At 59.3% G+C, this 22,037-nt stretch carries 25 protein-coding genes; 17 read left to right on the forward strand and 8 right to left on the reverse strand.

Annotated features, from left to right (window positions below; genetic code table 11):
- Positions 1-116: 116 nt before the first annotated feature.
- The 5 genes from OEG84_RS18025 to tnpC all read left to right on the forward strand — a co-directional run bounded on the left by OEG84_RS18025 (position 117) and on the right by tnpC (position 3,971).
- Positions 117-572 carry an SRPBCC family protein gene (locus tag OEG84_RS18025; RefSeq protein WP_267655011.1) on the forward strand — a complete coding sequence of 152 codons (456 nt, stop codon included), beginning with the start codon at positions 117-119 and terminating at the stop codon, positions 570-572.
- 174 nt (positions 573-746) lie between these two features.
- Positions 747-1,409, forward strand: a complete 663-nt coding sequence (locus OEG84_RS18030) for a hypothetical protein (protein WP_267655012.1) — start codon at positions 747-749, stop codon at positions 1,407-1,409.
- Positions 1,410-1,441: 32 nt separating this feature from the next.
- Positions 1,442-1,933: a hypothetical protein gene (locus OEG84_RS18035; RefSeq protein ID WP_267655013.1), complete on the forward strand. Its 492-nt coding sequence runs from the start codon at positions 1,442-1,444 to the stop codon at positions 1,931-1,933.
- 45 nt (positions 1,934-1,978) lie between these two features.
- The gene (locus tag OEG84_RS18040; protein ID WP_267655014.1) at positions 1,979-2,689 is read left to right on the forward strand and encodes an SH3 domain-containing protein; all 711 of its coding nucleotides are present in this window, start codon (positions 1,979-1,981) and stop codon (positions 2,687-2,689) included.
- A gap of 4 nt (positions 2,690-2,693) precedes the next feature.
- The gene (gene tnpC / locus OEG84_RS18045; protein WP_267651873.1) at positions 2,694-3,971 is read left to right on the forward strand and encodes an IS66 family transposase; all 1,278 of its coding nucleotides are present in this window, start codon (positions 2,694-2,696) and stop codon (positions 3,969-3,971) included.
- Between the two features lie 292 nt (positions 3,972-4,263).
- Here tnpC and OEG84_RS18050 read toward each other — a convergent pair whose 3' ends face one another.
- The 3 genes from OEG84_RS18050 to sppA all read right to left on the reverse strand — a co-directional run bounded on the left by OEG84_RS18050 (position 4,264) and on the right by sppA (position 5,959).
- A complete protein-coding gene (locus OEG84_RS18050; RefSeq protein ID WP_267655015.1) occupies positions 4,264-4,614 on the reverse strand; it encodes a LapA family protein in 351 nt (116 codons plus the stop codon).
- 75 nt (positions 4,615-4,689) lie between these two features.
- Positions 4,690-4,980 (reverse strand): integration host factor subunit beta, encoded by a 291-nt coding sequence (locus OEG84_RS18055; RefSeq protein WP_267655016.1) that lies wholly within the window; start codon positions 4,978-4,980, stop codon positions 4,690-4,692.
- Between the two features lie 10 nt (positions 4,981-4,990).
- Positions 4,991-5,959 (reverse strand): signal peptide peptidase SppA, encoded by a 969-nt coding sequence (gene sppA / locus OEG84_RS18060; protein ID WP_267655017.1) that lies wholly within the window; start codon positions 5,957-5,959, stop codon positions 4,991-4,993.
- A gap of 188 nt (positions 5,960-6,147) precedes the next feature.
- Here sppA and lptC point away from each other — a divergent pair, with 188 nt between their 5' ends.
- The 6 genes from lptC to ptsN all read left to right on the forward strand — a co-directional run bounded on the left by lptC (position 6,148) and on the right by ptsN (position 11,459).
- On the forward strand, positions 6,148-6,828 hold the full coding sequence (lptC, locus tag OEG84_RS18065; RefSeq protein WP_267655018.1) for an LPS export ABC transporter periplasmic protein LptC: 681 nt from the start codon (positions 6,148-6,150) through the stop codon (positions 6,826-6,828).
- A 1-nt stretch (position 6,829) separates the two neighbouring features.
- A complete protein-coding gene (locus tag OEG84_RS18070; RefSeq protein ID WP_425602869.1) occupies positions 6,830-7,387 on the forward strand; it encodes an LptA/OstA family protein in 558 nt (185 codons plus the stop codon).
- Between the two features lie 20 nt (positions 7,388-7,407).
- Positions 7,408-8,190 (forward strand): LPS export ABC transporter ATP-binding protein, encoded by a 783-nt coding sequence (lptB, locus tag OEG84_RS18075; protein ID WP_267656246.1) that lies wholly within the window; start codon positions 7,408-7,410, stop codon positions 8,188-8,190.
- A gap of 268 nt (positions 8,191-8,458) precedes the next feature.
- Positions 8,459-10,054, forward strand: coding sequence for an RNA polymerase factor sigma-54 (rpoN, locus tag OEG84_RS18080; protein ID WP_267655019.1), 1,596 nt, complete (start codon positions 8,459-8,461; stop codon positions 10,052-10,054).
- Positions 10,055-10,301: 247 nt separating this feature from the next.
- On the forward strand, positions 10,302-10,874 hold the full coding sequence (hpf, locus tag OEG84_RS18085) for a ribosome hibernation-promoting factor, HPF/YfiA family (RefSeq protein WP_267656247.1): 573 nt from the start codon (positions 10,302-10,304) through the stop codon (positions 10,872-10,874).
- Positions 10,875-10,994: 120 nt separating this feature from the next.
- The gene (ptsN, locus tag OEG84_RS18090; protein ID WP_267655020.1) at positions 10,995-11,459 is read left to right on the forward strand and encodes a PTS IIA-like nitrogen regulatory protein PtsN; all 465 of its coding nucleotides are present in this window, start codon (positions 10,995-10,997) and stop codon (positions 11,457-11,459) included.
- A 67-nt stretch (positions 11,460-11,526) separates the two neighbouring features.
- Here ptsN and OEG84_RS18095 read toward each other — a convergent pair whose 3' ends face one another.
- On the reverse strand, positions 11,527-11,784 hold the full coding sequence (locus tag OEG84_RS18095) for a BQ00720 family protein (RefSeq protein ID WP_267655021.1): 258 nt from the start codon (positions 11,782-11,784) through the stop codon (positions 11,527-11,529).
- A gap of 55 nt (positions 11,785-11,839) precedes the next feature.
- A complete protein-coding gene (locus OEG84_RS18100; RefSeq protein ID WP_267655022.1) occupies positions 11,840-12,271 on the reverse strand; it encodes an Hsp20 family protein in 432 nt (143 codons plus the stop codon).
- 261 nt (positions 12,272-12,532) lie between these two features.
- On the opposite strand from OEG84_RS18100, the gene OEG84_RS18105 reads away from it, so the two are divergent.
- Positions 12,533-13,471 (forward strand): nucleoside hydrolase, encoded by a 939-nt coding sequence (locus tag OEG84_RS18105; protein ID WP_267655023.1) that lies wholly within the window; start codon positions 12,533-12,535, stop codon positions 13,469-13,471.
- On the opposite strand, the gene OEG84_RS18110 is transcribed toward OEG84_RS18105, so the two are convergent.
- The 3 genes from OEG84_RS18110 to OEG84_RS18120 form a co-directional block, all read right to left on the reverse strand.
- Complete coding sequence (locus OEG84_RS18110) at positions 13,468-14,367, reverse strand: ribokinase (RefSeq protein WP_267655024.1); 900 nt, start codon at positions 14,365-14,367, stop codon at positions 13,468-13,470. The genes OEG84_RS18105 and OEG84_RS18110 overlap by 4 nt on opposite strands.
- 24 nt (positions 14,368-14,391) lie before the next feature.
- A complete protein-coding gene (locus OEG84_RS18115; protein WP_267655025.1) occupies positions 14,392-14,973 on the reverse strand; it encodes a hypothetical protein in 582 nt (193 codons plus the stop codon).
- A 153-nt stretch (positions 14,974-15,126) separates the two neighbouring features.
- Positions 15,127-16,413 (reverse strand): DNA recombination protein RmuC, encoded by a 1,287-nt coding sequence (locus tag OEG84_RS18120; RefSeq protein ID WP_267655026.1) that lies wholly within the window; start codon positions 16,411-16,413, stop codon positions 15,127-15,129.
- Positions 16,414-16,537: 124 nt separating this feature from the next.
- Between OEG84_RS18120 and def the strand changes: the two genes are divergently transcribed.
- The 5 genes from def (at position 16,538) to OEG84_RS18145 (ending at position 22,014) form a co-directional block, all read left to right on the forward strand.
- Complete coding sequence (gene def / locus OEG84_RS18125) at positions 16,538-17,056, forward strand: peptide deformylase (protein ID WP_267655027.1); 519 nt, start codon at positions 16,538-16,540, stop codon at positions 17,054-17,056.
- Positions 17,057-17,173: 117 nt separating this feature from the next.
- On the forward strand, positions 17,174-18,124 hold the full coding sequence (gene fmt, locus OEG84_RS18130; protein WP_267655028.1) for a methionyl-tRNA formyltransferase: 951 nt from the start codon (positions 17,174-17,176) through the stop codon (positions 18,122-18,124).
- Complete coding sequence (gene truA, locus OEG84_RS18135) at positions 18,121-18,870, forward strand: tRNA pseudouridine(38-40) synthase TruA (RefSeq protein WP_267656248.1); 750 nt, start codon at positions 18,121-18,123, stop codon at positions 18,868-18,870. The genes fmt and truA overlap by 4 nt, the downstream gene beginning before the upstream one ends.
- A 235-nt stretch (positions 18,871-19,105) precedes the next feature.
- On the forward strand, positions 19,106-21,544 hold the full coding sequence (locus tag OEG84_RS18140) for a methyl-accepting chemotaxis protein (RefSeq protein ID WP_267655029.1): 2,439 nt from the start codon (positions 19,106-19,108) through the stop codon (positions 21,542-21,544).
- Positions 21,544-22,014, forward strand: coding sequence for a chemotaxis protein CheW (locus OEG84_RS18145; protein WP_267655030.1), 471 nt, complete (start codon positions 21,544-21,546; stop codon positions 22,012-22,014). Before OEG84_RS18140 ends, OEG84_RS18145 begins: the two co-directional genes overlap by 1 nt.
- Positions 22,015-22,037 lie beyond the last annotated feature (23 nt).

The raw sequence follows: 22,037 nt of genomic DNA on the forward strand, positions 1-22,037 counted from the left end.
AAAGTGCCGCCGAACTCGTGGTTTCGTGTGGTGTGGACATAGCAATCCGATATGCCCTTGGCAAAGCCGTTTTCGATTTGCATAGATAGCGCGGCAATCACGGAGGAAGATATCTGATGGAAATGAACGGCGAAGAGCGTATTGCGGCACCCCGTCAGCTGGTCTGGGAAGCACTCAATGATCCCGATGTGCTGCGCGAGTGCATTCCGGGATGCCAGTCACTTGATAAAAGCTCCGACACCGAGATGTCTGCCACCGTCAAGATCAAGATCGGGCCGGTATCGGCGACCTTCAAGGGCGAGGTGACGTTGGAAAACATCAATGCGCCGGAAAGCTACACGATTTCTGGCGAAGGCAAGGGCGGCATCGCCGGCTTCGCCAATGGCGGCGCCGATGTGAAGCTTGTCGAAGATGGTGCGGAAACCGTGCTCAGCTACGCCGTCAAGGCCCAGGTCGGTGGCAAGCTGGCCCAACTCGGCTCGCGGCTGATCGATTCAACCTCGAAAAAGCTCGCCGGCCAGTTTTTCACCAAGTTCAACGAGGTGGTGAGCGCCAAGGCTGCCGGGGTTTAGGGAAGGGATAGATTGAGCTGGGTGCCATTTGAGTATTTTCACCAAGAAATGATATATATGATTTCAGCATCTCGAAAATGTAAGGCGTTATTTGTTTATTCAAAAAAAGATGTTGCCTAGTTTATTGATTTTGTTACTATATAAAATGTGAAGTTATGGATTTGAGAGAATTTCATGATTTATCATTTTTACACAGTGAGGCACTGTGTCGGGTTATGTGTTGGAGCTGTTTTGGTTTTGACCTCTTCTTGCCTGGTTCAGGCAGAAGACTGGTCCGTAACCGAGGCAAAATTGTTTGCTGCGCGCGAACAGTGGGAGCATACCTGCGAAATTCTTGATTGCATGGGGGAGGATGATGGTCCCTCTACTCCTGGTGCTGCGGAGCAGGCAATTGTTGATCTGGCAAAGGCGTGGGCGGAAGGTATGGCCAAATGGGCCACTGGTATTACTCCACGTGAGATTGTTCCGACAAACAACAGTGAAATGAATAGTTTGGCTGCTTACCTGCGTGGGAGGTGGGTTAGCGTCACCTCCTGGGGAAATTATGACGCCTTGGGAGAGATAGAGGGTATTTCTGTTGATTTCAGTATCATGAAATCGCACGACGGATATTCACAGCGGACCATACACTACGATTTGGATTGCATCTCTTCAGGTGAATACAGCCGTGTTGTTCGAGGCAGCATTCGTTTCCACAACAACAAGGAGAAAGGAGAGTGTCGGGATGTGGAAATTGGTGTCCGCGTACTCGATAATGGTACGATCAAGTGGACACGGTTTGTGAGTGATTTCCCCGTCGCGTGGGCAACATTAGGTCCAGTCCCAGACGGTAAGTGAAGTATGTTCTGATCCTGTACTTGGAGGTTGGTATGTTCAGAAAGGCGTGCATTTTTTCCCTGTTAGCACTCGGCGTCATGTCCGTTTCGAGTGAAGCCAAAGCGCAGGCTGCTGTTGATACCTGTCTTTCGCAAAGTGGCGTGGATGTAAAAACAAGGTCTCTTGCAAAAGGAAGTGGGCCACTGGATTCCTGTCGGCTGGCGCTTCGACAAAGCCCGAAAAATGACCATGTTAAGTTTGCGTTTTTACGCCTTCTTGCCTGGAATCAGGAATACTCGGAACTTAAACGGGTGGCGTCAGAGTTAGGTGCTTCGGGCAATGCAAGTGCATTGTTCTGGATGGGGGTTGTTTACCACCGTGGGTACGCTGGAACAGCCGTAGATTTTGACAAGGCGAGGACGAATTATGCGGCTGCGCAAAGGCGAAGCGGGCAACTGAGGGACGCGAACCCCTCCATCCGACGCACTTTAAGGGATAATGCATATGGAAGTGCGCAATACAATTTACGTCAGATTCAATACTGAATAATCGCGGTAAATAGTTGTCGATCAAAATATAGGTGGTTGGGTTTGGGGTCTGTTGTTTTAAGGATTGTCGTGCTTTTAGGCGCGGTTTTGTTTTCTGCAGTAAATGTGATTGCTGAAACACGGACCGTCCACTCTCCCGGAGATGGATATCTAAACCTGAGAAGCGGGCCGGGGACCACCTATCCGGTTGTCATGGCGATGGATCACGGTTCAAAGGTGCAGCTTATTGGGCAGTCTGGCGCTTGGTCTCAAGTGCGGCATGAAACAGGTTTGGCGGGCTGGGCCTTTGGCAAATATCTCGTTGAGCGAGACCTGTCCATGACCGGCGAACAGCAAACGTTTGTTGGAATCGGGGTCGTAAATTCTCCCAATGACGGATTTCTAAACTTGAGAAATGGAGCCGGTAGTGATCATTTCGTTATTATGAGGATGAAGCACGGCTCTACGGTTCAAATCATCTCACGGTCGGGGAAATGGTCAAAGCTGCGCCATGAGACTGGACAAGTTGGTTGGGCGTATAGCAAGTATTTATCAGGCCGCAGTCCATCCAATTCAGGTAATGCTGACCGTCGCGATGGAGCAAGCGATATCTATAAAGCTTTGATTGGCGCGTTGGCTAAATCGTTATTAGAGAAACCTCAACCCGGTGAAAATGCAACACATGAAAGAATGTGCAGTTTCAGGGATTACGATTGTGAGGGGAGTTGTAATTACCCACCCCCTTGCCATGCACCACAATGTCTGAATCCATGATGATATGGATCGGACTGATTTGCAGCAGCTGAGCAAGGACGAATTGATCGAGATGGTGCTTCGGCTCCAACGGCCTTCCAAGGATTCTCGGACGTCTTCCAAGCCGCCCTCGACGGACAAGAAAGAGAAACGCGTCAACTCACGACCGGGTGGAGCCAAGCCCGGGCATGAACCCCACAATAGGGTGCTGGCGGATTTTGCCGACATGTTTCGCGATCATGAACCGACCGCCTGCAAGAGATGCGGCCATGCGTTTTCCGGTGATGATACGATGGTGCTGGCCGGGGCCTATGACGAGATCGATATTCCTGCGATCCGTCCTCATGTCACCCGGCATCGGCGTTTTTCCTGTCATTGCCCGCAATGCGGCACGACAACAAAAGCCACCGCACCTGCCGTGGCAACCGCAACGCCGTTCGGGCCAGGCATTCACGCGCTGGCGATCTACCTCAAGAGTTTCCATGCATTGTCTTACGAACGCCTGAGCGGTGTGTTCATGGATATCTTCGGCCTTAATGTGAGCGAGGGCGCGATCATGAACATGTTTTCCCGCTCCCGTCCGAGCTTCCAGGCCACAGCACAGGCCGCCAAGGCCAGCCTTCGAGCCGCCCGCGTTGTCGCCAGCGACGAAACCGGTGTGCGTATCGAGGGCACAAATGCCCAACACTGGGTTTTTCATTGCAAGGATGCTGTTGTCCACCAGCCCGATTACTCCCGTGCAGCACGGGTCGTTCACGAGACCATGGGCGGCCATGTCCCCGAGGTATGGATATCTGATCGGTATTCAGCCCAGCAATCTCACGGCCATCGACATCAAACCTGCCTTGCACATTTGGCGCGTGATACAGCCTTTGCGCTGGAACATGGCGAGGATGATCTCCCTCTTCGCTTCCAGCTTTGGTTTGGCCGTGTGTTTGATTTCGCCAGAGCCATAAGCACATTCGCTGCGTCTACCGTCGCAAGCAAGAAGCGCAAATTCGATAAACAGCTTGCCGGGCTTCTATGCGCCCCGACTTCGTGCGACCTGGCCCAAAAGCTCCAGGCCAAGATCGGGCGGGCCCGCGATCAGCTGCTGACGTTTTGCGACTATCCCGGAGAAGTCGATGTCACCAACAACACATCTGAGCGAAAGCTCCGTCCATGGGTCATTCAGCGAAAGGTGACAAACGGATATCGCGCCATGTGGGCCGCCCAAGCCGAGGCGGATGTACGCACGACCATCGACACCGCCCGCCTCAAAGGCGCAAACCCCTTCCAGGTCATCGCATCCGTCCTGGCATAGGCCGGTAGAAGAACCGGAAATCACGAATTCGGGGGTGGGTAATTACGGGGAGTTGCCGATTGAATAGGGGTGGCGCCGTGGCGGCATCGTATTGTCGACAGGAATGTAGCTATCAAGCATCGTGCTAAAAAGTGTATTCGGGACGAAAATCCTTCTCACGACTTGAAGGCATGCGGCCCTCCGGGCTGACCAATGGTTGCTACCCTCTGCTGTCGCGTGGACGACTTGAGAGCCGGCACTACATCGCTCCGGAATTACCTAAGTTTTAGCAGAAAACGGATCCAGCTCGCCTTCACGCAGCGGTGTGCTTGTCGTCGATTGGCAGGGCGGCGGCGATCTGCTTGGCTTTTGCCTTTTCGCGGTCGGCCTCTGTGTGCCATTTGACCGCTTCATTGGCGTTGACCCGCGCCTGCTTGCGGTGCTTGCCCTGCTTGAACCATGTGGCGAGCGAGCCGAGGATCATGCCAACGATCAGCGCCACGAACAGGAACACGAAGAACGGCGCGGTCAGCGACAGCACCTGGTCTTCCGGCTGGAACGGGTTGAGCGCCAGCGTCACCGCTGTTCGGTTAGCCACCGACAGCATAATGAGGACAATGGCCAGCGGGACGAAAATCACCAGTGCGATGATGCGTTTGATCATGGTTAGGTCCGTTCTCTTTCAGAGCGCGGCGATCGACGTGTCAAATCAATTATGTGGGGTGCCGCGCCATCGCGGTCAATCCGGGTTTTCGGGATTGAGCCGTTCGCGCAGTTCCTTGCCAGTTTTGAAGAATGGCACCCATTTTTCCTCGACGAACACCGGATCGCCGGTACGCGGGTTACGACCTGAGCGCGGCGGACGGTTTTTCACCGAAAACGCCCCGAAGCCGCGCAGTTCGACCCGGTTGCCCTGGGACAGTGCTTCGGTGATCTCGTCAAGCACCGAGTTGACGATGTTTTCGACATCGCGGTGATAGAGATGCGGATTGCGAGCCGCAACCGCCTGAACCAGTTCCGATTTTATCATGAGATCTCCCCTAGTTATCCCGCGCGGGCTGCCCGCCAACCTGCCAAACCGACAACAGACCGTCAAGGAACAACTTGCCGCCCGACAGCCGGTCGATCTCGTCGGAAACCCGTCCCGGCATGCCCAGATAGCGTTCGACTAAGCTGGCCGCCTGAATGTTGAGCAAGCCGCTGGGAGAGCCACGGTCAGGCTCCCATTTGACGATTTTCAATGTTTCATCGATGCCGCGGCCTTTCAGGTAGGTGCGGATCTCGTCTTCGCCGCCAACCGCGTCGACCAGACCGTTTGCCAATCCCTGCCGGCCGGTGAAGATCGAGCCGTCGGCGAGCGCCAGCACCTGGGCTCGGTCCATCTTCCGTCTTTCGGCAACCAGATCGACAAACCAGTCGTAGCTGTCGAGCACCATCGACCGGATCATCGCCTTGGCCTCTTCACTGGCGTTGTGGAAAGGCGACGGCTCAGCCTTCATCGGCGAGGATTTGATGTCCTCTATCCGGACGCCGATCTTGTCGAGCAGATCGCTGGCCTGCGCGTATTGGAAGATCACCCCGATGGAGCCGACGATAGAGCTTTCCCCGGCGACGATGTGGTCGGTCGACGCCGCGATCATGTAGCCGGCGGAGGCTGCCAGCGTGCGCACATCGGCGACCACCGGCTTGAGCGCGCCGGCCGCAACCAGCGCCTCGTGCAGGCGTTCGCCGCCATAAGTGGTGCCGCCGGGCGAGGAGATGCTGATTACCAGCGCCTTCGCAGCCTGGTTTTTGGCGGCTTTGTCGATCAGTTCGAGCAACGGCTCGTCATCTGTGATCACCCCTGAGATGTCGATCCGGGCGATATGGTCCGAACGGGTCTCGGGAAACCCGATATTGACCGCAAGGGCTGTCACCAGGGCGATCGCCGCGACAACGGAGATGATCCGCCAGAAACTGAGTTTGCGCCGAATGCGGCGACGGTCGGCAATAATTTCAGGGTCGGTCAAAAGCACGTCTCCGATTGCGTCCGGGATTCTGGATCGCGACGACCCGGCGATGCTTTGCCATTATCGCCGCGCCATGGCAAATTGCATCGACTGCTTCGCAATATAACCATATTGGGATGCGAAGCCGGCTGCAACAGCCACCTGGTGCGGATGACCGGTGCTGGCAGCCCACGAGACCGCGGGAACCTATGGCAACGTCAACAGTTTCAGATATCCCAGTCGCCGGCGCTTATGCGGGACGTTCGCACGCAGAATACCGGCGTGCCTCGATCCATTCGCGCCGCGTGCGGATGCTCAAGTTTCTGCTGCCGCTCGCCTCGGCCTTGATCGTGGTGGCGTTTGTCACCGTCTCCTGGGTGGACGGGATGGTGCCCGAGGGGATCGCGATTGAATCGGTGGCGGTGCGCGACGGCAAGCTGGTGATGCAAAACCCGGTGATGAGCGGCCAGACGTCTGACGGCCGATCCTACCGGATAGAGGCGTTGCGGGCGATCCAGGACCTGGCTACCCCCAATGTGGTCCAGCTCGAGGAAATCGTCGCCGAATTGCCTGCCGCCGACGGCAAGAATGCGCGGCTTGAGGCAATCAGCGGCATCTATGACCGCACAGCCCAAACACTCCGTTTCGATCAACCTTTCACGGTAACTGACGAGACCGGTTTTTCAGCCGAGATGAACTCTGCCAGTATCGACATGGCAAGCAACGAAATGAGTACATCCGACCCGGTTTCAATCCGTTCAGGAGAGGCATCGGTTGTTGCACAATCCATGAATATGCAGGATAACGGCCGCGTCATTGTCTTCGAGGACAAGGTCCGAATGACCATCAAGCCGTCGGCGGTCCGGTCGGGGAATGGAGCGACCAACTGATATGATAGTAAAATCTCGACGTTTGCCGGGGATGATTGCGATCATGTTCGCCGTTGGCCTGATCATGGCGGTGCCTGCCGCCCATGCGCAGCAGGCAGAACGGATGACCGGGCTTGCGCTCTCCAGCGACGAGCCGATCCAGATTGAAAGTGATCTGCTGAAAATCGACGAAGAGGCCAGCAAGGCCACTTTTACCGGCAATGTGAAGGTGGTTCAGGGCGAAACCGCCCTGCAGGCCGGCGAAATGATCGTCTATTACACCAAGAGCGGCAGTGGCGGTTCGGTGGCATCGGGGGCCGCGGATATCCGCGAAATTGAGCTGTTCAAGAAGGTGTTGATCCAGTCCGGCACCCAGACTGCCACGGCAGACGCGGGCAATTTCAACATGGCGGATGAAGTGTTGGTGCTCACTGGCGAAAAGGTCGTGCTCACCGACGCCGACAACGTCTTTATCGGCTGTAAGCTCACCGTGCTGATGAAGACCGGCCAGGCCACGCTCGACAGCTGCGGTGGCCGCGTCATGATCCAGCTCGACCCGAAGTCGCGACCTAAAAAGTGATCAAGGCGCTGTTTTCATCGCTGGGCGGTCGGGATGGCAAGGGCGATGCAGACCTCGCCCCGTCGGCGAGTGGCCGGTATGAAGGCACGCTGATCGTCCGCGATCTGGTCAAGGCCTACAAATCGCGGCGGGTGGTTGATGGCGTGTCGCTTGGTGTTCGCCGCGGCGAAGCGGTCGGCCTGCTCGGCCCCAACGGCGCTGGCAAGACGACTTGTTTTTACATGATCACCGGGCTGGTGCCGGTTGATTCAGGCACGATTGAAATCGACGGCAACGATGTTTCCACCCTGCCGATGTACCGGCGCGCCCGGCTTGGCGTCGGTTACCTGCCGCAAGAGGCGTCGATTTTCCGCGGGCTGAGCGTCGAGGCCAATATTCGCGCGGTTCTCGAAGTTGTCGAAAAGGACCGCGACAAGCGCGAAGACAAGCTCGACAATCTGTTGTCGGAATTCCACATTTCGCATTTGCGCAAGGCGGCTTCGATTTCGCTGTCGGGTGGCGAACGGCGGCGGCTGGAAATTGCCCGCGCGCTGGCGTCGGATCCAACCTTCATGTTGCTCGACGAGCCCTTTGCCGGCGTCGACCCGATCGCCGTATCAGATATCCAGGATCTGGTTCGCCACCTTACCCGCCGCGGCATTGGCGTCTTGATTACCGATCACAATGTCCGCGAGACGCTCGGGCTGATCGACCGCGCCTACATCATGAATGCAGGTGTTTTGCTGACCCATGGCCGGCCAGCAGAAATCGTCGCTAACGCCGATGTTCGCAGGCTCTATCTCGGCGAGCAATTTTCGCTTTAGGTATTTGCTCGTCCGTTCCTTCCGATGCAGCGACGCGGGCACCTGCCTGTACGCTCCCTCAGCCGGGTTGATCCGCCGGTCCGGGCGATAGCAAGCGCTGCGCCCTTTACCTTGTCGGAAGGCCGCACTTGACCCGAAACGAATAAAAAGCAATTTTCGGGCCAGATGGGCCGGGCCGCGTCTTCAAAGATGTGTTCAAGCAGGAGAGGACCGGTGGCGCGAGCGTCGCCGCCCTCCGGAGTGGCCCGAGCGGGAGTGTTGCGTCGTCATGGCCTTGTCAGCCGGTCTTCAATTGCGTCAGAGCCAATCACTGGTGATGACGCCGCAGCTTATGCAGTCGATCCGGCTGCTGCAGTTCAGTCATGTCGAGCTGACCCGCTTCATCGAGCAGGAAGTCGAGCGCAATCCGTTGCTTGAACTGGTCACCTCGGAGGCAGACGGAACTGAATCCAGCGCCTCCGTTGCCGCCAGTGAAACCGACCCCGTGCGCACGGCACCCGCCGATGAACGCACAGAATCGGGCGCCGACGACAATGCCTATGATGGCGGCGACGACGTGGCTTGGGGCGAGGGCTCCAGCAAGGACAGCGACCGGATCCGGGACGAAATCGACGCACGCTATGAGAATGTCTTCCCCGATGACCATGCCGCAGAGAGCGCCGCCGCGCCGGCATTTGCCGACAATTGGAAGTCGATGCCCGGCAGCGATCGCGCCTCGCCCGGTGAAGGTTATGATCTTGATGATTTCGCAGCCCGGACACCGACCTTGCGTGATCATGTCACCGAGCAGATCGCCTTCGCCTTTGTCGATCCGGCAGATCGGCTGATTGCCACCGAGATCGCTGACCGCCTGGATCCGGCGGGCTATGTACCGGCTGATCTGGCCGAGACCGTCGAGCGGTTGGGGGCAGACCTGGTCCGGGTTGAAGCAGTGTTGGCCCAGCTTCAGGAATTCGAGCCTGCCGGGCTGTTCGCGCGTTCCCTGTCTGAATCGCTGGCGCTGCAACTGCGCCGCAAGGACCGGCTTGACCCGGCAATGGCGGTGCTGGTGGATAACCTAGAATTGCTCGCCCGTCGTGATTTTGCCAGCCTGACCAGGCTGTGCGGCGTCGACGAGGAGGATTTGCTCGAGATGTTGGCGGAAATCCGCGCGCTTGACCCCAAGCCTGGAACCCGGTTCGAGACTGGTTCCAGCGAGATGATCGTGCCTGATGTTTCCGTCAGACCGGCCTCCGATGGCGGCTGGCAGGTCGAGCTCAACCCCGACACGTTGCCGCGGGTGCTGGTCAATCAGACCTATTTTGCCACAGTAACAGGTAAGATGCAGAAGAACGACGCTGGGCAGGAGTTTCTCTCCGACTGCCTGCAGACGGCCAACTGGCTGGCGCGTTCGCTCGATCAGCGTGCCCGCACCATCATGAAGGTCGCGACTGAAATCGTCCGCCAGCAGGACGCCTTCCTGCTTAACGGGGTCGACCATCTGCGGCCGCTCAACCTCAAGGCGGTAGCCGACGCCATCGGGATGCATGAATCGACTGTGAGCCGTGTCACTTCGAACAAGTACATGCTCACCCCACGCGGGGTTTTCGAACTCAAATATTTCTTCACCGTGTCGATCGCCTCGGCCGATGCCGGGGGCGAGGCTCATTCCGCCGAATCGGTACGTCACCGGATCAGGGTTCTGGTCGAGCAGGAAGAGCCTGCCGCGGTCCTTTCGGATGACGATCTGGTAGGTTTGCTCAAGCAGTCAGGTGTGGAAATCGCCCGTCGCACTGTGGCCAAATACCGCGAGGCGATGGCTATTCCATCTTCGGTTCAGCGCCGACGCGAAAAACGCGCCCGGGCGCGCGCAGCCGCACTTTGATAGGCCTGCGGCAATTGCTTGATAACGCAACTGAATTGCCCAGAAATCGGGCTGCGCTTGACACTATGTGCAGTGCAGCGTAGAAGCCGCCCCGCATTGGGTAAACGGAAATCCGCCGCCCGTCAGCCCGGCTATGTCAAGTTAAAAATTGCATGGACCGGGGCAATTGACCGCCGTCAGGCGCTTGGATGAGCGCGAAGCATGGCCTAGACTGAACTCCCCAAGTGACAATGAGAAGGGACAATCCATGAACGTGCGAGTGTCAGGAAAACATATGGAAATCGGCGAGTCCTTCAGGACCCGCATCGAGGACCACGTCACGGGTGCCGTCCGGAAATACTACGATGGCGGCTTTTCCAGCCATGTCACCGTGGAAAAATCCGGATCAAGATTCCAGGCGGATTGCAAGATTCACCTTGATACCGGTGTGGTGCTACACGCCACCGGCGAAGCGCAGGACCCGCAGCCGGCGTTCGATGCCGCCGCAGAGCGGGTTGAAAAGCGCCTGCGCCGCTACAAGCGGCGTCTCAAGGATCATTATGCCAACGCCCAGCAGAACCAGACCCAGCTTCACTATGCAGTTGTGGATTCCTCTGGTGATGACGCCGAAGAAGTGCCTGAAGATTATTCTCCGGCGATTATCGCCGAAAGCACCAAGCAGCTCGTCACCATGAGTGTGGCCGACGCGGTGATGGCGCTTGATATGACAGACGATCGGATCTTGATGTTCCGCAATGCGGGCAACGATGCCCTCAATGTGGTCTATCGCCGCAATGACGGCAATATCGGATGGGTTGACGCTGGCGGCGTTAAATCCTGACCGTTATGGCCGGTACAAAGCAGACCATTGGCAGCGCGGAGTTTGGACTTCGCGCCGCCGGTGGTTTTCGCAGAGCCAACCACGAGGCCCGGAAAGCGGGCTTGAAACGAGGATTTTGATATGGCGCTTGCTGATCTGATTGCGCAGAACTCCGTGCTGCCCGCGCTCAAGGCAAACTCCAAAAAACAGCTGTTGCAGGAATTGGCGGCCAAAGCCTCGGAAGTCACAGGACTTCCCGAGCGCGAGGTGTTTGACGTCATTCTGCAGCGCGAACGTCTCGGTTCCACCGGTGTTGGCAATGGCATTGCCATCCCCCACGGCAAACTGCCGACGCTGGATCATATTGTCGGCGTGTTCGCCCGGCTCGACCAGCCGGTCGATTTCGAATCGCTGGACGACCAGCCGGTTGATCTGGTCTTCCTGCTGCTGGCGCCCGAAGGTGCAGGCGCCGACCACCTCAAGGCACTGTCACGGATCGCCCGGGTGATGCGCGACAGTGACATGGTCGCCAAGCTGCGTGCCACCGACAACGCAGCCTCGCTCTACGCATTCCTGACGGAAGAGCGGGCCTCCAACGCCGCCTGAGCGGGATTCCACTGGTTTTTTCGTGCCGTTGCATCCGGGGCGCCATAGCCCCGGCCGCTGCTGTAGATCAGTGCAGGCTGACGGTTTTCAACTCGTCTTCGGCGGCGCGATAAAACGTGCTCGAACGGTTGTCGGTCAGCAGGATCGGCGTGCCGTCGGCGCCAAACAGCGCCCAGAGTTCAAGTCCCGGGTCAAGCTGCGGGGCTTCGGGGAAGCGGGCCGTAACGTCTTCCGAGTTCATCTTGCGGATGTAGCCGACTTTCCCGGCTCCGAGCAGCGCCAGATCCTGGGCAGATAATTGGGATTTTCCTGATTTGGCAATCATAATAATTTCCTCCTGTTCGTGGCAGGAAATGTCCTGTTGGATCGAACCATGGTGTTCAGTCTCGAACCGAAATGTTAATTTTTCGAACCATGCGTTCCGGCTCGGGGCGGATCAGGTCTACCGACAGCAGGCCGTTCTTGAGCTCTGCGCTGGTCACCTGCATGCCCTCGGCAAGCACGAACATGCGCTGGAACTGCCGTGCGGCAATGCCCCGGTGCAGATATTCGCGCCCATCGGCATCGGATTGGCGTCCGCGAATGACCAGTTGATTTTCTTCGGTGGTGACGTCGAGATCTTCCTCGCGGAAGCCGGCGACAGCCAGCGTGATCCTCAGCCGTTCGACCTTGGTGCCGTCCGAAGAGGCGCGAATTCGTTCGATGTTGTAGGGCGGATAACCCTCTGACCCCTTGGCGATGCGCTCCAGGGTCTTTTCCATTGTATCAAAGCCCAGCAACAGCGGGCTTGAAAAAGGCGTCATGCGTGACATGGCTTGTCCTCGTTCTCAAGCGACAGGCGCCGGACCCGCATTCGGCATCCGGCTTGCCCTCAATATGGGAACTTGATCGCCGCAACGCAAGAACCTACCCACGCGGGGTGCGCGGACCAAGACGACGGCAGCAATTTCGGGCCACCGCCATGCCATATATGAGGAAATAATCAGCATCCCTGGACATTCTGACGGGTCCTTTTGAGTTTGACGTGCTTTATCATCTGGCAAAATCGAATCGCATCACCTCAGGGAGCCGCCATGCCGCCGCGCAAGATCATCATCGACACCGATCCCGGACAGGATGACGCCGCGGCGATCATGCTGGCGCTGGCAAGTCCTGAACTCGAGGTTGTGGGCATTACAGCCGTCGCCGGCAATGTGCCCCTGGCCCGCACCGCGCTTAATGCGCGGATCGTCCTGGAGATCTGCGGCCGCGCCGACATCCCGGTTTTCGCCGGCGCCGAGGCGCCGCTCAAGCGCAAGCTGGTGACCGCTGAGCATGTGCACGGCAAGACCGGGCTTGATGGCGTCGAGCTGTTCGACCCGGCCCAGCCGCTGGCGTCCGGGCATGCAGTTGATTTCATCATCGAAACGCTGCGCACCGAGCCGGAAAAGAGCGTCACCCTCTGCGCGCTGGGGCCGCTCACCAATATTGCCATGGCATTTGCCCGTGCTCCTGACATCGCAGCTCGGCTGCGCCAAATCGTGCTGATGGGTGGCGGTTATTTCGAGGGCGGCAACATCACCCCTTCGGCCGAATTCAACATCTATGTCGACCCCGAAGCCGCTGCTGCCGTCTTTGGCGCCGGCGTGCCGATCACCATGATGCCGCTCGATGTTACCCACAAGGTGCTGACTACCCGGGTGCGGGTTGCCAGGCTCAGGGCCAATGGCAACCGCGCCTCGCGCGCCATGGCCGATATGCTGGAGTTTTACGAGCGCTTCGACGAGCGCAAATATGGCACCGATGGCGGCCCGCTTCATGATCCGACAGTGATTGCCTGGCTGATCGACCCGGAAATGTTTTCAGGCCGCCACTGCAATGTCGAGATCGAGACCGGATCGGACTTGACGCTGGGCGCCACGGTGGTTGATTGGTGGAATGTCACCGACCGACCCGACAATGCTTTTGTGGCTGGCGATGTCGACTCCGATCGCTTTTTCGATCTGCTGATCGAGCGCCTCGCCCGGCTTTAAAGCCGGGCCGTGACGTCGCTTGCCAACGGGATCGACGGCTGCGCGCCGGGCGTCAGGCAAGCCAGCGCGCCAGCTACTGCGGCGCGGCGGATGGCTGCGGCAAAGTCCATGCCGGCGTCGAGCCCTTGCGCCAGGTAGCCGCAGAATGTGTCGCCCGCGCCAACCGTGTCGACCGGCTTGATTTTGAGTGAAGCCACGTGCTCGATTGCGCCGTCTCGGGCCCAGAGGACGCCATCGCCACCCAGCGTGATGATCATGCACTGACCGGTGGCTTTGTGCAGCACCTCAAGTTCCGCTCTTGCTGCATCAAGCATTTCCGCCGGTCGGCCCGATAGCCGGGCAAACTCGGTCTCGTTGGCGATGACAATATCGGCAAGTGGCGCCAGCCGCTCGACCGCGTCGGTCAACGGGGCGATGTTGAGAATGCTCGTGATACCGCCCGCGCGCGCAGCCACCAGCGCCGCTTCTGTTGCCGCTTGAGGGATTTCCATCTGCAGCAGCAGCGTGTCACCCTCTGCCATGCGCGCCACCGCCTGCTCGGCATCCTCTACCGCGACATGGCCGTTAGCGCCGGGGATGATGACGATCATGTTCTCGCCGTCGCCGCCGACCAGGATCATCGCCGTGCCGGTGGGGCCTTCGAGGTGGCGAACTGAACTCAGATCAGCGCCAGCCTCGTCAAGCAAGGCGAGCGCCTCGGCGGCAAAGCCATCATCGCCAACTGCCCCGGTCATCCTGACCTGAGCACCGGCGCGCTGAGCCGCCAGCGCCTGATTGGCACCCTTGCCGCCCTGGGCCGTGGAGAAATCCGTCCCGCTGACGGTTTCCCCCGGTTCGGGCAGACGCGGCGTGGTAGCGATCAGGTCCATGTTGACGGATCCGATGACGGTAATCATGGCAGTCTCCCCGGCTTGGCGACCTTAGCCCGGAAAGGACTGCGCGCCGACATTGGTCAGGACGCTAACGCCGGGCTGCTGGACCAGGCACAAGGTGCTTTCGTGGCCCTGAATGTAGCAGATCATCGGATAATCAGCGGTACGCAAGGTCTCGTAAACGTCTCGTGAGACACCTTCCTCGACATAGAATGGGAATTCACCGGCGTCAGGCATGTCCGCCCCTTCGGGCCATTCCGGCAATCGGCCGGAACTGGAATTGTCGGCGTAATCGCCAAGCCAGTCACCCAGCGCAACACCCATCGAATCCGCGTCCGCAACACCGTCAAATCCAAAAAGATTTGCTGCGGCGTGCGAAGCGCTCCAGACGACGTCGTCAACACCGTTGCGTACCACAAGTTCAATGCTGGCACTTGCGCATGGACCACTGACTTGAGCGGATGCGACAAGGTCGCTCAGCCAGGTCTGCTCCATCGAAACTTCGCATTCTGCGGCCATGGCCGAGGTGGAGGCCGCCAGGGTGAAGCCGAGGACGGCGGCGAGCATCACGCCACCGCTGATCGCACCGGGAAATGTCGGCAGGGCTGCAAGCCGGGCGTGAATGGTCATGATATTCCTCTCGATGCGAACCGCCCGTTTGGACAGCTCATTGGTGTTTTAAATCACACGAGACACAGAGACCGCGCAACGGAAATCTGACATTTCCGGGCAAGCAGAGCGAGAAGGCATCCAGCCACGCTGCGGCATTTAAGCTTTTGAGAGCTATTCATCCTCGTCGACAACGCGGAGTTTTAGCGTCGTGGAGCGGGGTTCGAATTTCGGATTTTGCTGGGTGGTGGGTGCACTTTCCTGGGCCGGACGGGTGGCGGCTGCGGGTTTGGCATCATCGGCAATCTGGGCGAATTCCAGCGCCTCGATCTTGGCGCCGCGCTTGCTGAGCTTGTCCGACGAAGTCAGGATCAGATCTACATCTTTCTGTGCCATGGAAAAATGCGCCTGCAGTTTCCGGGTCCGGTCATCAAGCCGCGACAGGTCCTCCATCAACCGCAGCACTTCACCCTGGATCAGATGCGCCTGTTCGCGCATCCGCGCGTCTTTCAGCAACGCCTGGATCACCTGGATCGACAGCATCAACAGCGACGGCGAGACAATCACCACCCGCGCCCGCTGCGCCTTGTGCACGATGGCCTCGAAATTCTCGTGGATCTCGGCAAAGATCGATTCCGACGGAACGAACAGAAATGCCGTGTCCTGGGTTTCGCCGGCGAGCAGATATTTTTCCGAGATGTCGCGGATATGGACCTCGATATCACGGCGGAAGCGCTGTTGTGCACTCTGGGCGGCCTGCTCGCCGCTGCCCTCTGTTTCCGCCGCGCGCATGGCGTTCCATGCTTCCAGCGGGAATTTGGCGTCGATGACAAGATCCGGCGCATCATTCGGCATGGCGATGGTGCAATCGGGCCGCATGCCATTCGACAGGGTAGGCTGAAAGCTGAACGCGCCCATCGGCAACCCGTCCTGGACGATGGTTTCCATCCGCGACTGCCCGAAGGCGCCACGGGTCTGCTTGTTGGACAGGATCGCCTGAAGCCCCACCACATCGCGCGCCAGCGACTGGATGTTGGCCTGTGCGGTATCAATCACCGCCAGCCGCTCCTGCAATTTGCTCAGGTTTTCGTGGGTGGTGCGGGTCTGATCGGTCAGTGTGGTGCCGATGCGCTGGGTCATGCCATCGAGGCGCTGGCCGATCGACTGGTTGAGTTCGGCCTGGCGTGCGCCGAACAATTCGGCCATCGTCCCCATTCGGCCCTGCATTTCCGATTGTGCCTTGAGGATTTCCGCAAGCCGCGCATCGGCCTGGGCGGTGCGCGCAGCGGCAGCCGCGTCAGCTTGCGCGCGCAGCCGGTTGGCACGGGTAAGCGCCAGTGCGAGCCAGCCAAAAAGCAGCAGCAATGCAACGGCAAGGCCGAGTAGCGCGTGCCCGAGCGTCACTGCGGAGCCGCCAAGGTCAAAAAGCCGGGTCGAAAACACGTCGGTGGAGCTATCCATGACGATGACCTAGCTGATTCTGGCACAAATGTCAGATCAAAACAGGAACAAGCTGATCCGGCGGCAATTCAAACTGCCGTGAGCTGCGATTGACGAGACGGCTGTCAGTGACTATTTCAGCGTCATGACCATCAAGCCGATCATCTATTTGCCCGATCCGATCCTGCGCCAGCAATGCCTGCCGGTGGAACGCGTCGATTCCGAGCTCAAAGGCTTCGTCGAGGATATGCTCGAGACCATGTATGAAGCGCCGGGCATTGGCCTTGCTGCCATCCAGGTCGGGGTGCCGCGGCGGTTGCTGGTAATCGACATCGCGGGCAAGGATGAAGACCCCAATCCGCAGGTGTTCATCAATCCCGAACTTGTCGCCACCGGCGATGACACCAGTGTCTATGAGGAAGGCTGCCTGTCGATCCCGGATTACTACGCCGATGTCGAGCGGCCCGCATCGGTTACCGTCAAACATCTCGACCGCGATGGCAAACTGCAGACGACCGAGGCCGACGGCCTGCTCGCTACCTGCCTGCAGCACGAGATTGATCACCTCAACGGCGTGTTGTTCATCGACCATATTTCCAAGCTTAAGCGCGACATGGTGGTGCGCAAGTTCACCAAGCTCGCCAAAACCCGGGTGACCGCCTGATCTCATTCGGGGGTCGGTTCGGAAACACCCGCGACTTCGACGGGCTTGACCTGAGGCTGGAAAACCCGTTTGAACACGGGCGTTGAACAACGCGATAACCGGACGGGCCAATTGCCGATGCGCATCATTTTCATGGGGACGCCCGCTTACGCCGTACCGACGCTGGAAGCGCTTGCCGCGGCAGGACACGAGATCGTTGCGGTCTATTCGCAGCCGCCCCGCCCGGCTGGCCGCCGCGGCCTTGATGTGTTGCCCTCGCCGGTGCACGCCGCCGCCGAGCGACTTGGCATTCCGGTGTTCACGCCCAAGAGCCTGAAGGGCGAGGCGGAGCAGCAAGCCTTTGATGCGCTTGAAGCTGACGCAGCGGTGGTTGTCGCCTACGGACTGCTCTTGCCCAAAGCCATTCTCGATGCGCCGCGGCTAGGCGCCTGGAACGGCCATGCCTCGCTGTTGCCACGCTGGCGCGGTGCGGCGCCGATCCAGCGCGCCATCATGGCCGGTGACAATGAGACCGGCGTCATGATCATGAAAATGGACGAAGGCCTCGACACCGGCCCGGTGGCGTTGACGCAAACCGTCGCGATTGCCACCGACATGACCACCGGTGAGTTGCACGACCGGCTCTCCGAGATCACCGCGCAACTGATGACCAAGGCAATGCAGAGGCTGGAAGCTGACGAATTGCCTGTAACGCCCCAGGCCGAGACTGACGTCAGTTACGCCGCCAAGATCAAGAAGGCCGAAACGCGGGTCGATTTCAATCGGCCGGCACAGGACGTGCACAACCATGTCCGTGGCCTGGCGCCAACGCCGGGTGCCTGGTTTGAACTCGACGTCGGTGATCGCGCCGAACGGGTCAAACTGCTGGCAACCGAAATCGTCGCCACGTCACCGTCAGGCCCTTCGTCGGCAATTGTGCCGGGAACGGTGGTTGATGACCGGCTGCTGGTCGCCTGCAGCGAGGGCGCCGTGTGGCTGTTGAGCCTGCAGAAGGCCGGCGGCAAGCAGCTTGCGGTCGATGAGTTTTTGCGCGGTACTTCGATTGCGCCCGGCACGATGATCGGCTGATGCGCTACCGGCTCGACATTGAATATGACGGCTCCGGCTATGTCGGCTGGCAGCGCCAGGACGAGCACCCGTCGGTGCAGCAGGCAATTGAAACCGCCATTAAGGGCTTTAGCGGCGAGAGCGTCAGCGTCAAAGGCGCAGGACGTACTGATGCCGGTGTTCACGCACTCGGCCAGGTCGCTCATGTCGACCTCGCCAAACAATGGCCAGCGGACACAGTTCGCGATGCCATCAATGCGCATCTGCAGATGGCCCGCGAGCGCGTCGCCATTCTTGCCGCGAGCCCCGTTGCCGATGGTTTTGATGCCCGTTTTTCGGCCCTGCGCCGGCACTATGTCTACCGCATCCTCTGCCGTCGTGCCCCATTGGTGCTGGAGAAGAACCGTGCTGCCTGGTCAACCAGGCCGCTGGACGTCGCAACCATGCACGAAGCCGCACAACGGCTGGTCGGCAGGCATGATTTCACCACCTTCCGCTCGATCCAGTGTCAGGCCAATTCGCCGGTGCGCACGCTCGACCGGCTCGATGTCGTCTCCGGCGCCGCCGATGGGCTGGTCGAGATTCATGCCACGGCGCGCAGCTTCCTGCACAACCAGATACGTTCCTTTGCCGGGACCTTGCGGCTGGTCGGCGAAGGTAAATGGACGGCCGACGACGTCGAGGCGGCGCTTGCCGCTCGCTCCCGTAAGGCCTGCGGCCCGGTGGCAGCACCCGGCGGGCTGTATTTCAAGCAGGTCGACTACTAGAGAAATCGATGGGCGGATCACATTCGCCCCCAAGCGCACCGGCAACGATGGTGGAAACTCTGTCGTTTCCCGCAGGCCGAATCTGACCGTTCCGGATTAACCCGAAGGTAACCCAAACCACAGAAAACTGGTTACGCCAGAAGCTGCGTCCCGTCGCGGTGTGCATGAAGCCTGTTCTGGACGTCTCTCACATCGGGGACATGACAGTCTGATCACTTCGCATTCAGGATCGCTCATGCTTATTTCGCGCAAATTGCCGCTGGCCGCAGCCGTGATGACAATTGTCTCCATCGGCGTCGCCAGTGTTGCCGCTCTCCAGATCGCCTCCGGTGCGCTTGGCGCCAAGTCGGCAGAGACCCTGGTCGCCATCGCTGACGGCCGTCGAAATCAGGTGCAGACCTATCTGGCCAGTGTCGAGCAGGATTTGCTGGCGACCTCTCAGAACAACCTGCTGCGGATCGCGCTGGAAGGGTTCAAGTTCGACTGGGGGTTCCTTGGCGACGGTGTCACCGCAGAGCTCCAGAAGCGCTATATCACCGACAACCCGAACCCCGCGGGTGAACGCCAGAAGCTCGATACCGCCGCGGTCAGCTCCTATGATCAGACCCACGAACGCTACCATCCCAAATTCCGTGAAATGGCCGAAAGCCGCGGCTGGGAAGATTTCTACATTGTCGACATGAACGGCAACATCATCTACTCGGTCAACAAGAACGATGACTTCGCCACCAACCTGAAATCCGGACCGATGAAGGACACCGGTGCAGGCAAGGTGTTCGCCGACATTGTCGAAGCCAACCAGCCCGACAAGACTATCTTTGCCGACTATGCGCCCTATGCGGCTGCCAAAGGCGGATCAGCGGCCTTCATGGGCCACGCGCTGAAATCAGAAATGGGCATCGTCGGCGTCGTCATGATCCGCATGCCCACCGGTAAGATTGCCGAGATCATGGCCAACAACACCGGCTTGGGCGAGACCGGCGAAACCGTGCTGCTCAACGCCGATGGCTTCCTGCTCACCGATTCCGCCAAGACCGAAGAAAACGATGCGCTTACAGCCAAAGTGGCTCCCGACCTGGTTGCTGGCATGAACGGCGCCGAAGTGATTTCGGGCACCTATGACGGCTATCGTGGCATCGATGCCGATATCGCTCTCGCCCAGGTCGATTTCGAGGGTTCCGACTGGGTGGTGGCGACTGTGGTCGACAGCGCCGAATCAGGTGCTGCGGTGGTGACCATGCGCAATACCATTCTGGCGCTCTCGCTGGCCTTGCTGATCGCTGCATTGGCACTTTCGGTCTGGTTCTCGCGCACCCTGACCCGGCCGATCGACCAGATCGTCGCTGCCATGCGCCGGCTCGCCGAGGGGGATACTTCAATCGAGATTTCCGGCGAACAGCGCAATGATGAAATCGGCGAAATGGCGCGCTCGGTTGCTGTGTTCCGCGATGCGGCCATCGAAAAGGTCAGCCTCGAAGCCCAGGCAGATGAAAGCCGTGTGCTCAGCGAGCGCGAACGCCACGAGCGCGAACAGGCAAAGGCCGAGGAAAGCCAGCAGATGCAGCAGGCTGTCGATGCCTTGGCCGGTGGTCTGCACCGCCTGTCGGAAGGCGACTTGTCGGTCCGCCTGCAGACCCCGTTCATGCAGAGCCTCGACCGTTTGCGGCTCGATTTCAATGCCTCGGTGGAAAAGCTCAACACCACGCTTTCGGAAGTCAGTGACAATATTCTCGAGATCAATGGCGACACCGGCGAATTGCGGGCGGCAGCTGATGACCTGTCGCGCCGCACAGAACAGCAGGCAGCTTCGCTGGAGCAGACCTCCGCGGCGCTCGACGAAATCACCGCCACCGTCAAGAGCTCGTCGGTGCGCGCCGACGAGGCCACCGACAAGGTCAGCCAGGCCAAGCAGTCTACCGACCAGTCGAGCAAGGTCGTGGCCGATGCTGTCGATGCCATGGGCCGTATCGAGGTAGCTTCCGGTGAAATCTCGAAGATCATCAGCGTCATCGACGAGATCGCCTTCCAGACCAACCTGCTGGCGCTTAATGCCGGAGTCGAGGCGGCTCGTGCCGGTGAAGCTGGCAAGGGCTTTGCTGTCGTCGCCCAGGAAGTGCGCGAACTGGCCCAGCGCTCGGCGACGGCCGCCAAGGACATCAAGAACCTGATCAGCAAGTCCGGCGAAGAGGTGACCACAGGCGTGTCTCTGGTCCGCCAGACCGGTGAGGCGCTGGCCCAGATCGCCCAGCATGTCAGCGATATCAACGCACAGATCAATTCGATCGCCACGGCAGCGCGCGAACAGTCGACCGGACTGACGGAAATCAACTCGGCGGTCAACCAGATGGATCAGGTCACGCAGCAGAACGCGGCCATGGTGGAACAGACCACGGCCGTCACGCACCGGCTTTCGAGCGGGGCTGCGGCGCTGGATGGTCTGGTCCGCCAGTTCACACTTTCCGGTTCAACTGCTGGCAACGGGGCCGGAGACATGGTCGACGCTGCCGTCGCGCCTGCCAGACAAGCGCCCCGGAAACTGGGTGCAGCCGATACGCAATCACGTCCGGTTCAATCGCCGGTCCGAACAATGGTCAATTCGGTCGCCCGCGCCTTCGGGTCCGGTTCGGCCGCCAAGGCAACTGCAGCGTCACAAGACGACTGGGAGGAATTTTGATGCACGATAATCAGAACAACGCCACCGAATCTGACAGTTTGAGAATCATCTCGTTTCATCTCGGCGCGCAAGTTTTCTGCGTCAACATCATGTCGGTTCGCGAGATCCGCGGCTGGGCCCCTGCGACAACCTTGCCGCATACCCCGCCGCATGTGTTGGGCGTCATCAACCTGCGCGGTTCGGTGATTCCGGTGATCGACATGGCGATCCGCCTCGGCCTGCCGCCGATCAAGCCGACCGAACGTTCGGCGATTATCGTCACAGCCATTGCCGGCAAGCTGGTCGGTCTGCTGGTCGAAAATGTGTCCGACATGATCACTGTCAGCACGGCGGAATTGCAACCGGCGCCCGATGTGCTGCCGGCAGCCGAGCGTGCGCTGACCAAGGCTATCATTCCAGTCGACACGCAGATGATCTGCTATCTTGATCTCGACGCTTTGTTCTCCGTTACCGAGGAAATGGCGGCCTGACCGGGCCCAGCCTGCATCCGGCC

The sequence above is a fragment of the Hoeflea algicola genome, from assembly GCF_026619415.1.
GTDB lineage: Bacteria > Pseudomonadota > Alphaproteobacteria > Rhizobiales > Rhizobiaceae > Hoeflea > Hoeflea algicola.

What these genes read in the sequence shown, in the direction of transcription:
- OEG84_RS18035 (WP_267655013.1), top strand. Translation starts at nt 1,442, where the DNA reads ATGTTCAGAAAGGCGTGCATTTTTTCCCTGTTAGCACTCGGCGTCATG.
- OEG84_RS18030 (WP_267655012.1), top strand. Translation starts at nt 747, where the DNA reads ATGATTTATCATTTTTACACAGTGAGGCACTGTGTCGGGTTATGTGTT.
- def (WP_267655027.1), top strand. Translation starts at nt 16,538, where the DNA reads ATGACCATCAAGCCGATCATCTATTTGCCCGATCCGATCCTGCGCCAG.
- OEG84_RS18050 (WP_267655015.1), bottom strand. Translation starts at nt 4,614, where the DNA reads ATGATCAAACGCATCATCGCACTGGTGATTTTCGTCCCGCTGGCCATT.
- lptC (WP_267655018.1), top strand. Translation starts at nt 6,148, where the DNA reads ATGGCAACGTCAACAGTTTCAGATATCCCAGTCGCCGGCGCTTATGCG.
- OEG84_RS18140 (WP_267655029.1), top strand. Translation starts at nt 19,106, where the DNA reads ATGCTTATTTCGCGCAAATTGCCGCTGGCCGCAGCCGTGATGACAATT.
- OEG84_RS18105 (WP_267655023.1), top strand. Translation starts at nt 12,533, where the DNA reads ATGCCGCCGCGCAAGATCATCATCGACACCGATCCCGGACAGGATGAC.
- OEG84_RS18115 (WP_267655025.1), bottom strand. Translation starts at nt 14,973, where the DNA reads ATGACCATTCACGCCCGGCTTGCAGCCCTGCCGACATTTCCCGGTGCG.
- OEG84_RS18120 (WP_267655026.1), bottom strand. Translation starts at nt 16,413, where the DNA reads ATGGATAGCTCCACCGACGTGTTTTCGACCCGGCTTTTTGACCTTGGC.
- fmt (WP_267655028.1), top strand. Translation starts at nt 17,174, where the DNA reads ATGCGCATCATTTTCATGGGGACGCCCGCTTACGCCGTACCGACGCTG.
- OEG84_RS18145 (WP_267655030.1), top strand. Translation starts at nt 21,544, where the DNA reads ATGCACGATAATCAGAACAACGCCACCGAATCTGACAGTTTGAGAATC.
- OEG84_RS18070 (WP_425602869.1), top strand. Translation starts at nt 6,830, where the DNA reads ATGATAGTAAAATCTCGACGTTTGCCGGGGATGATTGCGATCATGTTC.
- ptsN (WP_267655020.1), top strand. Translation starts at nt 10,995, where the DNA reads ATGGCGCTTGCTGATCTGATTGCGCAGAACTCCGTGCTGCCCGCGCTC.
- OEG84_RS18095 (WP_267655021.1), bottom strand. Translation starts at nt 11,784, where the DNA reads ATGATTGCCAAATCAGGAAAATCCCAATTATCTGCCCAGGATCTGGCG.
- OEG84_RS18025 (WP_267655011.1), top strand. Translation starts at nt 117, where the DNA reads ATGGAAATGAACGGCGAAGAGCGTATTGCGGCACCCCGTCAGCTGGTC.
- OEG84_RS18055 (WP_267655016.1), bottom strand. Translation starts at nt 4,980, where the DNA reads ATGATAAAATCGGAACTGGTTCAGGCGGTTGCGGCTCGCAATCCGCAT.
- OEG84_RS18110 (WP_267655024.1), bottom strand. Translation starts at nt 14,367, where the DNA reads ATGATTACCGTCATCGGATCCGTCAACATGGACCTGATCGCTACCACG.
- tnpC (WP_267651873.1), top strand. Translation starts at nt 2,694, where the DNA reads ATGGATCGGACTGATTTGCAGCAGCTGAGCAAGGACGAATTGATCGAG.
- hpf (WP_267656247.1), top strand. Translation starts at nt 10,302, where the DNA reads ATGAACGTGCGAGTGTCAGGAAAACATATGGAAATCGGCGAGTCCTTC.
- rpoN (WP_267655019.1), top strand. Translation starts at nt 8,459, where the DNA reads ATGGCCTTGTCAGCCGGTCTTCAATTGCGTCAGAGCCAATCACTGGTG.
- OEG84_RS18100 (WP_267655022.1), bottom strand. Translation starts at nt 12,271, where the DNA reads ATGTCACGCATGACGCCTTTTTCAAGCCCGCTGTTGCTGGGCTTTGAT.